The organism is Bacillus rhizoplanae (assembly GCF_917563915.1).
Taxonomy (GTDB): Bacteria; Bacillota; Bacilli; order Bacillales; family Bacillaceae_G; genus Bacillus_A; species Bacillus_A rhizoplanae.
The window spans coordinates 150469-166146 of record NZ_CAKJTI010000001.1 but is presented as its reverse complement, the minus strand read 5'-3'; the positions used below and the strand labels follow the sequence as shown (position 1 = coordinate 166146).

Genomic DNA, 15678 nt, shown 5'->3' with positions numbered 1-15678 from the left:
TTATGTGAAATGTAAACTAAAAACCTCCCTATCACGAGGGAGGTTTTCCATTATTCAGCTGCTTTTTCAGCTTCATCAAGAACACGATTTACTCGTTTTGTTAGCATTTGCATACCACTACCACCAGCTTGGAAATGACGCAGCACACCGTTTTTATCAAACACATAATATGCTGGCACATATTGATTTTCAAAGGAATCTGTAATCGTATGCTTATTGTCTACTAAAATCGGCTGTACAATACCGTGCTCCTCTGCCACTTCTTTCACTTTTTCAAGATCTAAATCTTCTTCTGAACGCGGCATATGCACAGCAATTACATTTAATTTATTTTTATAGTCATCGCGGAATTCGTTAATGCTTGGCATCGCTTCTTTGCATAAATGACAACTAATAGACCAGAAATGAATCAATGTTGGTTTATCGCCAATTAGCGCTTCCCTTACTACTTCTCCATTTAGTACAGCTGTTGCTCCTTCTAAGGAAGGCATTGGTTCACGTAACTTCATAACATTTCCTCCTTATATATGTAGAGAAAGGCCTAACAACAATTTGTTAGACCTTTTTTCACTCAGTCAAAAAATTAAACGTTTAAAGTTGCTTGACCTGGTTTCCAGTTCGCTGGGCAAAGTCCACCAGTTTGAAGAGCTTGAAGAACGCGAATTACTTCGTCAACTTCACGTCCAATGTTATTATGATGTACAACTTGATACATTAATTCGCCTTCTGGGCTAATGATGAATAGACCGCGAAGTGCGATACCTTCTTCTTCAAGTAATACGCCATAGTCACGAGATACTACATGATTTGTATCAGCAGCTAATGGGTATTTTAATTCACCTAAGCCGTTTTTCGCGCGGTCAGTGTTAATCCATGCTAAGTGAGTATGGATTGTGTCAGTTGATACACCAATTACTTCTGCATCTAAGTCTTCAAACTCATCATAACGCTCAGAAAGTGCGATGATTTCTGTTGGACATACGAAAGTGAAGTCCATTGGATAGAAGAAAAGTACTGTCCATTTATCTTGCTTCATAACCTCTTCAAGGCTTACTTTACCAAATTCTTTGTTTGACATAACAGCGTCCATTTCAAAGCGTGGAGCCTGTTTTGCTACCATACGTTCTGCCATATGTATCAACCTCCGTTAATTTTTTAATTATATGTTATCTACTCTTGTATTATATAAGAAGAAATAGTTTTTAGTCAATATTATTTAATAATTATTATAAAATAACTAACTATTAACTTTTCCCTCCACCTACCATTATAAAGTATTGTGCTAGAATTACAAAAAAAATGCACGATAGACCATAAAAATTTTCTTATACAAAAAAGGAACAAGCATCAAGCTCTGTTCCCTTTCCATTTTACGTATGTTGTTAAAAAAGTAATCGCTTTTTCAATTGCCGATTCATTCGGCTGTAATTTTGCATGATGTAGACCATATTCAGATTCTACACCGAGCCAAAACATAAAACCTGGAATATCGCGAAGCATGTACCCAAAATCTTCTCCTGTCATTGCTTCTGTGCAGGTGATAACATTCATATCTGTATGTTCGGCCGTAAATTTCATAAATTCCTGTGTTAACGTTTCATGATTATATACTTGGTGATACATCGCTCCATAATCAATATGGGCTGTACATTGAAAAGACGCTTCAATTCCTGCAACGATTGCTTCAATACGTTCCTTTACTCGTTTCATAGATTCAACAGATAATGTACGAATCGTCCCTTCTAAACGAGCTTTTTCTGCAATAATATTTTGTACTGTTCCACTAGTAATTTTTCCAATTGTAATAACTGCGCTATCTAACGGATTCACATTTCGACTAATAACAGATTGCAGCTGTGTGACAAGGTGGCTTGCCGCAACAATCATATCGTTAGCTGTATGTGGATATGCTGCATGCCCACCTTTCCCTTTCAAATCAATGTATAACTCCGATGTATTTGCAAAAAGCAATCCCTCTTTTGTTGCAATTGATCCGACTGGATATTCAGGTGCAATATGAAGCCCAAGAATCATATCCGGTTTCCATGCTTGAAATTCTTCACTTTGTAATAACGGAAGGGCACCTCCCGGTCCTTCCTCAGCTGGTTGGAAAATAAAAACAAGATGATCGTCAATTCGCTCTGTAACAAAAGCTGTTAATAATCCAAGGCCGATTGTTGTATGAATATCGTGTCCGCATGCGTGCATCATACCTTCATGTAATGAAGTAAAATCATAACCCGTCTCCTCCGTAATCGGAAGCCCATCAATATCAGCACGGTAGCCAATTGTTTTTTCCGGATTTCGACCATGCACTTTTACAATGACACCCGTTTTCCACGTTTTTACTTCCATATATTCACTTGGAAGGGTATTTATATAATTTAAAATATATTGCTGTGTTTTCCATTCTTGAAAGCCAAGCTCTGGAATTTGATGCAAATCTCTGCGCATTTGTATAAATTTATTTATCATCATCTTTTCACCACCATTGATAAAAAGCGTAAGAGCTTGCAAGCTCTTACGCTTTCTTTTTTTATTTTTCTGGATTCAGTTGACGAAGCTCTTGTTTAATTTCTGTTTTCGCTTTTGTTTTTTCGTCAATTTCTTTAATAACGCGTGCTGGTGTTCCAGCAACAACTGTGTATGGCGGTACATCTTCTGTTACAACTGCACCCGCCGCAACAACTGCACCTTTACCTACTGTAACGCCTTCTAAAACAACTACATTTGCACCAATTACAACATCGTCTTCAACGATAACCGGTTTTGCAGAAGGTGGCTCGATAACGCCTGCAAGTACAGCTCCAGCTCCAACGTGACAATTTTTACCTACTGTTGCACGTCCACCAAGCACTACATTCATATCAATCATTGAACCTTCACCAATTACGGCACCAATGTTGATTGTTGCATTCATCATAATAACTGCATTATCACCAATTTCGACATGATCGCGAATAATTGCACCTGGTTCAATACGCGCTTTAATACCTTTTAAGTCAAGCATTGGAATTGCAGAGTTACGACGATCATTTTCTACAACATAATCTACAACATGCTTTTTATTTTCATCAAGAATTGCCTTAATGTCAGACCATTCTCCAAATAATACACCTGATTTTTTATTTACAAATGCTTGTACTGTTTCTGGGAATGTAATTTCTTTTAAATCCCCTTTTATGTATACCTTTACAGGAGTTTTCTTCTCGCTTTTTTGAATAAACGAAATAATCTCGTTTGCATCCATCATTTTCATGCTTGTTGCCTCCTAAATCCATTTATAATGTTACTCTACCAAACGAAAAGGCTCCTCGCAAGATAATAATCTTATTTTCCCTCTTGAATTTCTTCAATAATTTCTAAAAATGCCTGCACTTGTTTTAACTGTCTAGCCGATTCACTTGTTAATAGCCACGTTTCTCTCGTCAGTTGTACTGGAGTTTTATATGTTTTTTGTTTTACTTCTTTTAAAACAGTAGAGGGCAAAAGTGCATAACCAATACCGTTTAAAACAAGCTGCTTACACGTTTCAATTTGATCGACAACAATTGTACGTTTAGGCGGATTAGAAAATAAACCATACCACCAATTCTGTATTTGTCCATAATATGTAGAATCACTTTTAAATTGAATGAATGGTCTATTAGTGTCTTTTAACATGGAAATATCTTCAATCTCCGTATCAACTAAATACAACTCATCTTCAAATAATTGCTGCTTATATCCTTTATATTCTTGCGTCCCCCGCAAAATTGCAACGTGAACATCACCTTCGTAAAAATGATTTTGCACCTCACTACTCCAGCCTGTAAAAAGAGAAATTTTCACAAATGGATACCTTTGTACAAACATCTTTAAAACTGGCGGTAACCAGTATTGGCCAATAACAGAGGCCACAGCAATCTTTAAAGTACCATATGTTTCCGTCTGAAATGTTGCTAATTCGCTCTTAATTGCTTCTTCTCTCTGTAACATATCTTTAGCATAATTTGCTACTTTCTCGCCTTCCGGTGTAATCGTTAATCCTTTTTGCGAGCGGATAAAAAATTTCATCCCCCATTGTTTTTCCATCGATTGAAGTCTTTGACTAAGCGCTGGTTGTGACACAAATAAGCGCTCAGAAGCTTTTCGCATATTTAACTCTTGTGCTAAGATAACCATCATTTGAAAATCATCAATTTGCAATGTTCTCTCCTTCCTTCGTTACAACTGAACGATAAAAGCGACTTCTTCTTTCACTTGAAGTCGCCTTTTTCAACATTATCGATTAAACCGTCTTACCGTTTTATTTAGTAATTTTAAGATTGCACGACGCGTTAAAATTCCTTCAAAATACCCTTCCTCGTTTTCAACACATACAAACGGATGATCAATCGTCATCTCTAATGCTTTTGCAAATGAATCTTGTAACTTCAGGCATGGAACATCACCTTTCATCACACTTTCTACTTTCATATCCTCTAATTTTTCAAACTCAATACGCTCTAGTCCTAAAATACCGTCCAAAATCATTGCCGTACTTACTAATCCATGCAGTTTGTACATCGGATCTAGTACTGGAATAGCAGAATAACCAGATTTCACCAAAACAAGTAAAGCATGCTCCAAACTATTTCCAATTTGAACATGTGCTACTTTTTCAGATGAAATCATTAAGTCTTTTACAAAAACTTGCTGAAATTCTTCTTTCGGAATACTAATCATATTGTTATCCCCCACTTTAACCCATTCTAACAAATAGCAATTGTAAAAACTAATTCGTTCAAGTAATTTTCTATTTTCTCACTTCTATTTTTAGTTTATGACAACGGTTACATATTATTATTAGTCCTTTTGTTTCTCATACAAAATAAATAACCACAGTTCATTTTACCATAGAAACAAAAGAAAAGACTACCGTTCTGGCAGCCTTAATATCCTTCGTTTTTCAGACGAGCGAATAAGTTTGTGATTTGTTTATAATGAGATATGTCTGTTTTCTTTCGCCCAGTTTCGATATCAGAAAGTTCAACGGCAAGTATTTCACTCGCATAATTTTGCCGAAACAAAACATCTAGCAATAAGTTTTGTTCCTCCTTTGTTAAATCAATTCCTCTACTCATTTTTCTCCTCTCCTTATTCAACTGTCCTTATTCTTTATTATATAAAAGATTTCCCCTATTTAATAGATTGAAAATTCAATACAATAATTATTTCGTATACCGATTTGCATAGCTAAACGCCGCATAGGCATCTGGCTTAATTTTAGGCGTTAACCCCATCGCTGTAATTTTATTTGTCATATCTAAAATAAACTCTCTCGTCAAACCGTATTTCCCGATATCCAAATGAATTTCCATAACGAATTCAGCACCTTCTTCGCAGTACGGATAAAGAAGCTCCCACAACTGTTGTATTCGCTCAGGCGTAAATAAACAGGCAATCTCTTGGCTAAACTGTGTTTCTAAGTAGATTTTTTCTCGCAAACTCGGTGGCTTTCCCCTTATTGTCTGATGATATAAGCAACCCCATGCTCCCTTTCCAACACGATGCAGATGAATTGCTGTAATAAAACGAGTATCATTTTGATGCACTTGTGAATCTGTTCCAATTGACAATCGATACATATTACGCGGTGCACTTTGAATAAAGTAACAAATTCGTGAGAATACAGTTTCAAAGCTCATATGTCGCTCTGATAAATTGTAAAATTGATATTTTCCGTCCATACAGTCACGTCCCTTCTCATAGACAGACTTTCGTATTCTCATTGTATGGGACAGAATAACAAAATATGTCTTACTTATCCTTTACTCGTTTCGATATTCCGGATTAAATATGCACAAAATGGACATTTGAAAATAACATTTTGATTAGATTGCGCTGTTAACACATGTGTAATTTCTGATTGTCTATGACATTTTGGACATACAACAACAGGCATTTTTTCCAATTTTCTCACCTCTTTATCCGCTATTTGTGGGCAGTAAAATTCCCATCTCAAGATTATATATTCGGAAAATAACTCCCCGTAAGATTCCAGTTGCTTCAACTAACCATAAGTAAAGAATTTGAAGAAGATAAGTGGGGGATAATTGATGGGAGTTTCACTTTATAGAATATGTTATCAGTGTAGGAACAAGGAACGAATGTTATTCACCTTACATAAAAAAAGAAGGTGCCTTTTTCTTCTTAGGCACCTTCTTTTTATGTATCAAGAAAGAATATCGTAAATCTCGATTGCAACCATATCAATATTATCGAATTGATATACTTGTGGTTTTTCTCCTTGTTGATACACTTCTAGCTCGTACATATCGCTTTTATCAAAATATTTTACGCTACATTTGCGTTCACCGTTCACTTCAAAATAGCGTTGTGCTACTTCGCCGCTTTCAGCTTGTTCTTTTAGACTAACAAGACGAGTTAAAATTCCTTGGAGCAGAGACATGAAATCTCCCCTTTCTCTAATCTTCCTACGAATAGGTTTTGCAGCAGTACTCATTCTATCCGTCATAACTGAAAAAATGTCACACACCTTAGGATAATGGTTATGAGCAAGAAACTCAACTAAAATTTGTCGAAAAAACATATAAAAAGCCGAAATAAATACCTCTACGCCCTTTCTTCCGCACTTAACAGTGTAAAAAACTTTATCTTCATGTTCTGCAAAAGCAGATAAGATAAACAAAGACGAATTGATCTAGCCTTCAATAGAAAGTACATCCGTGTTAATGAAAACTTCACTTCATTGAAGTTTTTTACATACAAGACTATAATTGAGATGAATTAAAGAGGAGGATTTACATGAAGAAAGTAGATGTATATACACAACCAGATTGTCCACCATGCCAAATTATAAAAGAATTTTTAAAACATAATCATATTACATTTACAGAATATGACGTCAAAAAAGATGCTTCCGCTCGTAATCGTCTTCTATATGATTATGATTCCTATTCTACCCCTACTGTTGTTGTTGATGGAGAAGTTGTGGCCGGCTTTCAAATTGAAAAATTACAACAACTTTTAGAACTAGAACAATAAAAAGGCGACTGCATGAGTCGCCTTTTCCCACGTTACCCGCGGACAGTAAGCTCGCATTAATGAAAGTTTTACTTTATCCCGCATTAACGGACAATAAGACCCCCACTGATGGAAATTTCATTTTATTCTTTTTCAAATTGTCTAATCTCAGATAAAAGCTGTTTATTTTCGTGATACCCTGCTAGTTTCCATTTATAACCATCTTTTTGCAATGTGATAATTTGATATTTGTCATTTGTAATATTATGTTCATACACATATAACAAATCATGCTCTTGATTGTATACAATTTTTGTTTTTGATGAAAAAGTAAATGGCGCTTCATTTGTAGGCAATAAATATTGAGCACTTCGTTTTACATCCTGACCATTTTCATCCGTAAAAACTTGAAGGAAATTATCTGTGAAATAAGGGGATAATGTATCAATCATTTTATCCATTGAAAGTCGCTTACCACGAATAGAAAATTGTGCTTCATATCCCTTTCGAATCGTTTCAAATATTTCATTTTGATCAATTTTTGTTTCTTCTTTTCCAAGAACAGTTGTTACACTTTGTCCAATTACAAATGCAGCAAAAAGAAATAGCACAATCCAAATCCCATACTTTCTCATTCTCGCACCCTCCTTGTAAAAAGAGCTTGTCCTTCTAATATTCATTGTAGCAATGATTATATAATGACAGAGTGCCTTTCGTTCGTAAAATCTTTACAACGATAGACAGCATTCTTATCATAGTTGTCACTATTACCAATTTATGATAAAAACAAACAAAAAATGCACGAAATATTTCGCGCATTATAATAAAACATCTTCTTCATATAAAAATTCATAAGACAAATCAATAAATAAATAATGCTCATCATCAATAGGAAACGAGAATGTCCGAACCAACTCACCCGTTTCAAGATCCCCGTATAAATCAGACAATCTTCCTTTTTGCTCAAAGCGCAGCTTCATAATGTTTTCTAAAAAGTATGGACGCCAACTCCAATTCTTCATATAATATTCTGGCATTAACACCCATTCTCCGTCTTTTTTCATGACGTTTCCTGACTGTTGAAAGCCATCTTCATTACAAATATAGATACGGAAGCTACAATGTGTTACTTGTTGACTAAAATTCACTAGCCATTTATTAAAATCTTCTATTTTTCTCTGTTTTGCTAATACATTTCCAACATATTCTCGAAGCGTTTCAGTCAGTTTATAAACTTTTTGCAATTTTCGTTTTTCATGCTGAATAAACTGATGACACTCATTACCAAGACGTTCTTTCAAGATGTCTTTATCGATGAAATTTTCTGAAAATTCCTTTAAATAATCCCCTTGATAGTATCTCCCACCATTTTTCCAAGCGTATTGCAACTGATAGAACGCATCAATATCTTCATACAATAATGTTGCACCAATACGCCTCGCTAGGAGTGATAATGAATATAAAATATCCTGATACGATTGTAACAGTGCCGTTTGACGTAAATTTGTTAAATCTACTTTTAAAATATCAGGAGCTAGCACACTAATTCTTTCAAGGTTACTTGTTCCTGTTCCTACTTTGTTAATTGCAACCTGAATGCCATATGTACGATAATACATAAGTAAATGATTAAATTGTTCAATATCTTCTTTAAAGTCATGTTCTGTTATTTCTAGTACAATACGATTTAAACGTAACCCTTTCTTTTCATACGTTAATAATAAGTGTAGTAAACTTTCATTTTCATCGCTCATCAGTATATTTGCATTACGATGCAAAAATAATAAAAATGATTGATCCGTTTCTAAATATCGATCTAATGCTTTTCCTGAAATAATATTATCTACTTCAAGTTGAAACTCATCTGGAATCGAATCATCATGAAAGAAGGAGGCAAGACTGTGAATTCCTTCTTCTGTTTGTATGCGTCCTACTACTTCATATCCAATTACAGTATGTTCATCTGCACTAAAAATAGCTTGATAATAAGGAAGGACTTGATCCAAATTACTCATCACATCTAATGCATCTACCATAGTACTCCCTCCTTTTACTTTTCAAAAATTATAACACGTTATGTAAAAAAAATAATAAAAAAATCCCTTCAGTTCTCCTGAAGGGATTAGAGGGGTAAAATGCTAAGGGGAATTAGCAATTCTACTATGAAGAAAAAAGAGGTCTTAAATATACCCCATAAACAAGTTCCTTGTAAAGGCCCTCTTTCTATCTGTCACAAATTTGTCACAAAAATCCCATCCCTTAAAACGGATATTGATGTAAATGTTGGCCACCATCCATTGTGATGCAAGCTCCATTTATGTACGCAGCTTCTTCAGAGCATAAATAAAAAGCTAGACCAGCAATTTCTTCTGGTGTTCCAAGTCTTCCAAGCGGCACACTTTGTAGTGTTCGCTTTGCTGCTTCTTCAGATATCCACAGCTTATCAGCCCCGCCTGTACGCTCAATTGGCCCTGGAGCAATTGCATTAACACGAATTCCATATTTGCGTCCCCACTCAACAGCAAGCGTTCTTGTCATTGCTAATACACCTGCTTTAGCTGATGCAGAATGAATAACACCAGGACCTGCATCCCATGCGTAAGTTGCAACCATATTAATAATTGTTCCTTTTATTCCTTTTTCAATCCAATACTTTCCAATTGCTTGACTACAATAAAATGTACCATTTAACACAATATTAATAACAGTATTCCAACCATTTGGCGATAAATCTTCAGCCGGACAAAGAAAGTTTCCCGCTGCATTATTTACAAGTACATCGATGCGTCCAAATTCTTCATCGATTTTTTCAATCATTCTTTTTATATCCTCAGTATTACGCACATCCATTTGTACAGGTAATACTTGACCTTCAAATTGCTCAATTTCTTTCTTTGCCTCTTCTAATCGTTCTATTGTACGTCCTGTAATAACCACACGCGCTCCTTCTTTCGCAAAACGAGTTGCCATTCCTTTTCCCATTCCACTTGAACCACCTGTAATTACAACTACTTTTTCTTTCACAATATCCCCTCCCAAAAATGAATACATATTCATTTTATCACTTTATTCATCAGAATTCTTTATAAGTTTTAATTTTTCTGATATCTTTTAATAAAATATACTATATTCTATCGCTAACAATGAAAGGAGAGAAGATAAGTAGCGACTCATCCCAACAAATCACACCCTTCTACTATAATTATTTCCTATCATCTCGCTCATATAAATATGAATCATATAACAAGAAGAAACTTTATCAAAAAAGGTATTCATACACTATTGTATACTTGTATAACGACCGGCACGGGTTACTATTATGCAAAATATATAGAACCACGCCTTCTCTCTTTTACGTATCATACGATTCATTCTCCACTCATCCCACGTGGATTTAACGGTGTTAAAATGGTTCAATTTAGTGATTTACATTTAGGATATTATTACTCGCTTCAACAACTTTCTAAAGTAGTAACAAAAATAAATGAAAAAAAACCTGACATCGTGATTTTTACTGGAGATTTAATTGATAATTATCAAACATACGCAGATACTCCACTTGTTGCATCAATTTTACAAAATATCATTGCTCCACTTGGTAAATTTGCAATTTTCGGCAATCATGATCATGGTGGATACGGGACAGAATACTATAGTCACATCATGACACAATCTGGCTTTGAGATATTACAAAATATCGAAAAACGCATTCGCCTATTAGATGGAAGTGAAATTTCCATTTTTGGTATTGACGATATCATGCTTGGAAAACCAGACATACACGGAACCTTGCAACAAGCACAAAATAATCTGTATACGATTGCTCTTGTGCATGAACCTGATATCGCACCGCATATTGCAAATTTCCCTGTCAATTTACTACTTTCTGGACATAGTCATGGCGGACAAGTACAACTCCCTTTCTTTGGCGCCATTATTACTCCTGCATTTGCGAAACATTATATTGAAGGTTTTTATCATATTAAGCAAAACTATGATTTGTTATTGTATGTTAATCGAGGTCTTGGAACAACCCGTGTACCATTTCGTTTTTTAGCAAAACCAGAAATTACAATCTTTACATTACAATCGACATAATATACAAATTTATTTCGCCTATTTTCTGCACCATTCTCTCTTGTACTCGCTCATCCACATCATCTTTTCCATATGATAACAATGAGTTTAATGAAGGAGGTTTAAACATGTATCCACTATACCAGCCGATTCCGTTCCGCTCAGCACCAGTTGGTCCAGTCGGAGACTCACGATTTCTACCATTTTTCGGATTCCCCTTTTTAGCTGGTCTTGCAGGAGGTTTAATTGGCGGAGCATTGGCATTTGGCCCTAGACCATGTTATCCACCATATCCTTACTTCGGCTATCCTTTTCCAACACCGTATTATTACTAATGTAAATAGAAACAACTATGGGAAAAGGCCTCATATCGAGGCCTTTTCTCTATATTATATAAATAACTGTAAAACATCAGAAAATGAGTATACCTATCTCTTATCCCGCTACTTTTGAACAGTAAAACTCCCATCTCGAGACTTTAAGAAATCCCAAAAGATAGGTAGGAGTTAATTGCTAATATGTGCCCAATTGATGAGAATTTTCCATACAATAAAGAATGAAACATCCACTGATGAGAGTTTCACTTTATTCTTCCTCTGTGCTTGTATATGCCATTTGAAAGAGTTTCATTTGACTTTCAATTTTTTGCGCATCATCACTTGCTACATAGTAATATTCTCCATACTCATTTTGTTCACGTGCTTTTACATTATCATCTAAAATAAGTTGCAATATATCTTTAATTCGTGTTTTCATATCAAACCCTAAAATTGGAAATGAAATTTCTACACGTTTTTCCATATTGCGCGTCATCCAATCGGCTGACGATAAAAATAATTTTTCTTCTCCATTATGGTGAAAATAATAAATGCGGCTATGTTCTAAATAACGGCCTACCACGCTAATGACACGAATATTTTCACTTACACCTAAAATTTTTGGACGTAAACAGCAAGTTCCCCTTACAATGAGATCAACTTTCACACCGGCTTGCGATGCTTCATATAACTTTTGAATAAGCGGCTTATCTGTTAACGAATTCATTTTCGCAATAATATAACCATTTCCATATTGTTTATGATAACGAATCTCTTCATCAATGAGTTCAATAAATTGCTGACGAATATCGAACGGGGCAACGGACAATTGATGAAAATGAGGTTTCATTGTATATCCACTTAAATAATTAAAAAAGTTTGTCGCATCAATACCAAAATCTTTACGTGATGTAATGTATCCAAAATCAGTATATAATTTCGCTGTTGCATCATTATAATTACCTGTACCTAAATGGACAAAGCGTTCAATCTTCCCGTATTTTCGTCTTACAACAAGCGTAATTTTACTATGTGTTTTCAAATGGCTAACACCATAAATAACATGACAACCTGCTTTTTCTAATTCTTTTGCCCAGTGAACGTTATTTTCTTCATCAAAACGAGCTTTTAATTCCACAAGTACTGTCACTTGCTTCCCATTTTCTGCTGCTGTTTTTAAAGCTTTAATAACAGGTGAATCTCCACTTACACGGTATAATGTTTGTTTAATTGCTAACACATCAGGATCTTCTGCTGCGTCTGCTACAAAATCAATGACAGGTTGAAATGATTCAAATGGATGATGCAATAGAATATCTTGTTCTAGAGTTTTTTCAAACACATCTTCTTCATCACCTAAATCTTGAGGTGGCTGTGGAATAAGTGCTGGATAGATTAAATTGTCATATACAGATGCTAACTTCTTATAAAGCGCAAATAAACATGTTAAATCAAGCGGGCCATCAATCATATATACATCTTCATCTTTTACTTCTAACGCTTCATATAATAGAGATAATACTCTTTCATCCAAGTTATCTGTTCCTACCTCTAAACGAACCGCTGCGCCCCATTTTCGTTTTTTTAATTCTTTCTCAATTACTTTTAATAAATCACGTGCACCTTCTTCATGAATAGTCAAATCCGCATTACGTGTAATGCGAAAACGCGTAACAGAAGATACCATATATCCTGTAAATAATTTATGAGTAAAGTTACTAATCACATCTTCTAAAGAAATGAATTTTTGCCTATTATCTTCATTTGGTAAAAAAATAAAACGTTCTAATAATGATGGAACTTGAACGATGCCAAGCTTAGTCCGATTTTCTTCTTCTGTTTGTCTTTCATCATATAAAATAGCAGCTAAATTTAAGCTTTTATTCAATAACATAGGAAACGGTCGATACGCATCAATTGCCACAGGTGTTAACACCGGAAAAATCTGCTCATCAAAATATTCTTCAATAAATTCTCGTTGTTCTTTCGTTAAATCGTGAAAAGACAACAATTCTATTCCTTCTTCCTTCAACGCAGGAAGTACAATGTTTTGATAAGTATCATACTGTACTTTCATTAATTCATGTGCCTTAGTTGAAATTTTCCCCAATTGTTGTTTCGGCGTTAGTCCAGCTTTATTTTCTGGTTGATTAAACCCAACTCTTACCTGATCTTTCAATCCTGCAACACGCACCATGAAAAACTCATCTAAATTTGAGCTGAAGATACTGATAAACTTTAATCTCTCTAATAATGGATTACAGTCATCTTGCGCTTCTTGTAACACTCGCTCATTAAAAGCAAGCCAACTTAATTCACGATTGTTATAATAAGCAGTATCATTCAAGTTTATAAGACTACTCTTCACCGTTTCCATACCCCCATCACACTTCCCTCTAAAACTTTTTCAATATAATTTTATTATATTCATTTTAACAAATATTCATTGAAAGAAGTGTAAATTTTTTGTAAAGAAGTTCGAACAAATTAACATTTTTCATGAAAATACAATTCAATGTTCGTCTTTAAAACCTTTTCTATCTGTTTTTTCTGTTTTTCCGCCTGTACTTTTTCAGATAATGCTGATTGCTTACAGCAAATATAAAAAGCAAGACCATCTTCGTTTTTTACTATATGAATGGATTCGACAAGATTACGATTTGTCACATTTAATGCTGCAGAAAATTGCAAAATAGACCCTAATAACCGTATTTTTCTTTGTTCGTCTTTTTCAAACCAATCTGTAAATGGTTCGATACATTGTTTAAACAACAATTTCGATTTATAAGAAGCAATTAATGCTAACTTAATTCGTTCTTTATGCATCATGCCATCTATCGTTTTATTTGCTAATAAATAAAATGTATGCTGGCTGCTTGACTCTTCATCAATATATTTTCCAATATTAAATACTTTTGCTGCTCTATGAAGCACAGTCCAATCTTCTTGCGTAAAGGAGATAACCTCTCTTTTTTCTAATTCTTTGCAAATAGTCATGGCATTTTTCATAAGTTGCATCACAACACTCATATCCATCTCATATTCATGAGAAAGTAAGTGTAAGCTTTCTTCCACAACATTGGGATAATAAGTAATCCCAAACGAATTTGTTAATTCTTCATAAAAAACACCTTCTCGTAGTCCTTTTCTACTCAACACAAAAGATGATGCTTCTATAATAGTTGTTAACGTTCTAAACACTTCTGCTGCCGAAATAATGGTATCAGCTCGATCTTTAGCAAGTCCCTCTAACTTTTGCAGTTCTGTAAATGAAAGTGTTAATAAATGTTCGTGCACATGTTCAATATCTGTTCGCTTCATCTTATATAAATGTAGTCCAGAAATCGGGTAAGAAATTAAATTTTGATGAATTTTCACCATATTTCGTGCACTACCTCCAATTGCAATTAACGGTAATTTCTTACCTTTAAGCCATGGAAGCGATTGAAACTGATACCATAAATAATTTCTTAATTCCTCAAGTTCTTCTGAAGTTGGTGTATCATGACGAATGAATTGTTGCTTTAATGACAGCGCTCCAAATGGAAAACTATAATATTCGATAATTTCTCGATTTTGGAAATAAGTAATTTCTGTACTTCCGCCTCCAATATCAACAGTAATTCCTTCTGTGAAAGAGGTGGAGTTCATAACTGCTATATATCCATAACGTGCTTCTTCATACTCAGACAATACCCGAATCTGAAAATCAGTGTGTTCTTCAACAAGACGTTTAATTTCCATTTGATTTTTAGCTTGCCGAACTGTTGCAGTTGCTACGCACAATACTTTATGTAACTGATGAAACCGCGTGCTTTCTTGAAACTGTAGCAAAGTATGTAACAATACATGGATTCCTTCTTCAGTTAGGACACCATCTACTAAATAGTTGCGTAAGCGAGCAACTACCTTCGTATTTTCAATTTCTTTGTAAAAGCCGCCATTTTGTTTTTCATAAATAACTAATCTCATCGTATTTGATCCAATATCAATAATCCCATATTGTTGTTTCAACACTCTCGTCATCCTTTTCTCCGTATCATTTATATCATTATTTAAAGTTATAAAAACCTGTCCAACATAGCGCAAGAGCACTTAAGTTCATGAATAAGAGGTTCTTCTAGATATTTTCCTCTACATGAAATAAAGTATTAACTTACTTCTAAAGAAAGATATAACTATTATACAAAATAGTTGTTTTTTTTCACAACATTGCTTTAATATTGAAAATACATATAATAGCTTTCTATATAGAAGAATTGCTAGCTTTTATTAA

At 34.5% G+C, this 15678-nt stretch carries 18 protein-coding genes; 3 read left to right on the top strand and 15 right to left on the bottom strand.

The genetic code is table 11. The annotated features are described in order from the left end of the window. Positions 1–50: 50 nt before the first annotated feature. From LRP84_RS00940 to LRP84_RS00895, 10 genes are all read right to left on the bottom strand, one after another. Positions 51–509: a TlpA disulfide reductase family protein gene (locus LRP84_RS00940; RefSeq protein WP_230573359.1), complete on the bottom strand. Its 459-nt coding sequence runs from the start codon at positions 507–509 to the stop codon at positions 51–53. A 74-nt stretch (positions 510–583) separates the two neighbouring features. Further along, positions 584–1132: a peroxiredoxin gene (locus LRP84_RS00935; RefSeq protein ID WP_230573358.1), complete on the bottom strand. Its 549-nt coding sequence runs from the start codon at positions 1130–1132 to the stop codon at positions 584–586. A gap of 215 nt (positions 1133–1347) precedes the next feature. Further along, complete coding sequence (locus LRP84_RS00930; RefSeq protein WP_230573357.1) at positions 1348–2478, bottom strand: N-acetyldiaminopimelate deacetylase; 1131 nt, start codon at positions 2476–2478, stop codon at positions 1348–1350. Positions 2479–2536: 58 nt separating this feature from the next. Next, positions 2537–3259, bottom strand: a complete 723-nt coding sequence (gene dapD, locus LRP84_RS00925; RefSeq protein WP_230573356.1) for a 2,3,4,5-tetrahydropyridine-2,6-dicarboxylate N-acetyltransferase — start codon at positions 3257–3259, stop codon at positions 2537–2539. 71 nt (positions 3260–3330) lie between these two features. Then, a complete protein-coding gene (gene ccpC / locus LRP84_RS00920) occupies positions 3331–4188 on the bottom strand; it encodes a transcriptional regulator CcpC (RefSeq protein WP_230573355.1) in 858 nt (285 codons plus the stop codon). A 75-nt stretch (positions 4189–4263) separates the two neighbouring features. Beyond that, a complete protein-coding gene (cbpB, locus tag LRP84_RS00915; RefSeq protein ID WP_230573354.1) occupies positions 4264–4707 on the bottom strand; it encodes a cyclic-di-AMP-binding protein CbpB in 444 nt (147 codons plus the stop codon). 206 nt (positions 4708–4913) lie between these two features. Next, positions 4914–5105 (bottom strand): antirepressor AbbA, encoded by a 192-nt coding sequence (gene abbA / locus LRP84_RS00910; protein ID WP_230573353.1) that lies wholly within the window; start codon positions 5103–5105, stop codon positions 4914–4916. 87 nt (positions 5106–5192) lie between these two features. After that, complete coding sequence (locus LRP84_RS00905) at positions 5193–5711, bottom strand: ribonuclease H-like YkuK family protein (RefSeq protein ID WP_230573352.1); 519 nt, start codon at positions 5709–5711, stop codon at positions 5193–5195. A 74-nt stretch (positions 5712–5785) separates the two neighbouring features. After that, entirely contained in the window at positions 5786–5935 is a 150-nt protein-coding gene (locus tag LRP84_RS00900; protein WP_230573351.1) for a hypothetical protein, read from the bottom strand. A gap of 261 nt (positions 5936–6196) precedes the next feature. After that, positions 6197–6433 (bottom strand): YkuJ family protein, encoded by a 237-nt coding sequence (locus LRP84_RS00895; protein WP_020059327.1) that lies wholly within the window; start codon positions 6431–6433, stop codon positions 6197–6199. Between the two features lie 356 nt (positions 6434–6789). Here LRP84_RS00895 and LRP84_RS00890 point away from each other — a divergent pair, with 356 nt between their 5' ends. Then, positions 6790–7029 (top strand): glutaredoxin domain-containing protein, encoded by a 240-nt coding sequence (locus tag LRP84_RS00890; protein WP_230573350.1) that lies wholly within the window; start codon positions 6790–6792, stop codon positions 7027–7029. Positions 7030–7151: 122 nt separating this feature from the next. Here LRP84_RS00890 and LRP84_RS00885 read toward each other — a convergent pair whose 3' ends face one another. The 3 genes from LRP84_RS00885 to fadH form a co-directional block, all read right to left on the bottom strand. Continuing rightward, entirely contained in the window at positions 7152–7643 is a 492-nt protein-coding gene (locus LRP84_RS00885) for a DUF3993 domain-containing protein (RefSeq protein WP_230573349.1), read from the bottom strand. Positions 7644–7826: 183 nt separating this feature from the next. Then, a complete protein-coding gene (locus LRP84_RS00880) occupies positions 7827–9044 on the bottom strand; it encodes an EAL domain-containing protein (RefSeq protein WP_230573348.1) in 1218 nt (405 codons plus the stop codon). Positions 9045–9267: 223 nt separating this feature from the next. Continuing rightward, complete coding sequence (gene fadH / locus LRP84_RS00875) at positions 9268–10032, bottom strand: 2,4-dienoyl-CoA reductase (protein ID WP_230573347.1); 765 nt, start codon at positions 10030–10032, stop codon at positions 9268–9270. 207 nt (positions 10033–10239) lie between these two features. Here fadH and LRP84_RS00870 point away from each other — a divergent pair, with 207 nt between their 5' ends. Both LRP84_RS00870 and LRP84_RS00865 read left to right on the top strand, forming a co-directional pair. Then, positions 10240–11106, top strand: a complete 867-nt coding sequence (locus LRP84_RS00870) for a metallophosphoesterase (protein WP_230573346.1) — start codon at positions 10240–10242, stop codon at positions 11104–11106. A 107-nt stretch (positions 11107–11213) separates the two neighbouring features. Then, positions 11214–11420 carry a hypothetical protein gene (locus tag LRP84_RS00865; protein WP_230573345.1) on the top strand — a complete coding sequence of 69 codons (207 nt, stop codon included), beginning with the start codon at positions 11214–11216 and terminating at the stop codon, positions 11418–11420. 250 nt (positions 11421–11670) lie between these two features. Here the strand turns inward: LRP84_RS00865 and LRP84_RS00860 are convergent, their stop codons facing one another. Beyond that, a complete protein-coding gene (locus LRP84_RS00860) occupies positions 11671–13779 on the bottom strand; it encodes an RNA degradosome polyphosphate kinase (protein ID WP_230573344.1) in 2109 nt (702 codons plus the stop codon). 110 nt (positions 13780–13889) lie between these two features. Further along, entirely contained in the window at positions 13890–15428 is a 1539-nt protein-coding gene (locus LRP84_RS00855) for a Ppx/GppA family phosphatase (RefSeq protein WP_230573343.1), read from the bottom strand. Positions 15429–15678: the final 250 nt, after the last annotated feature.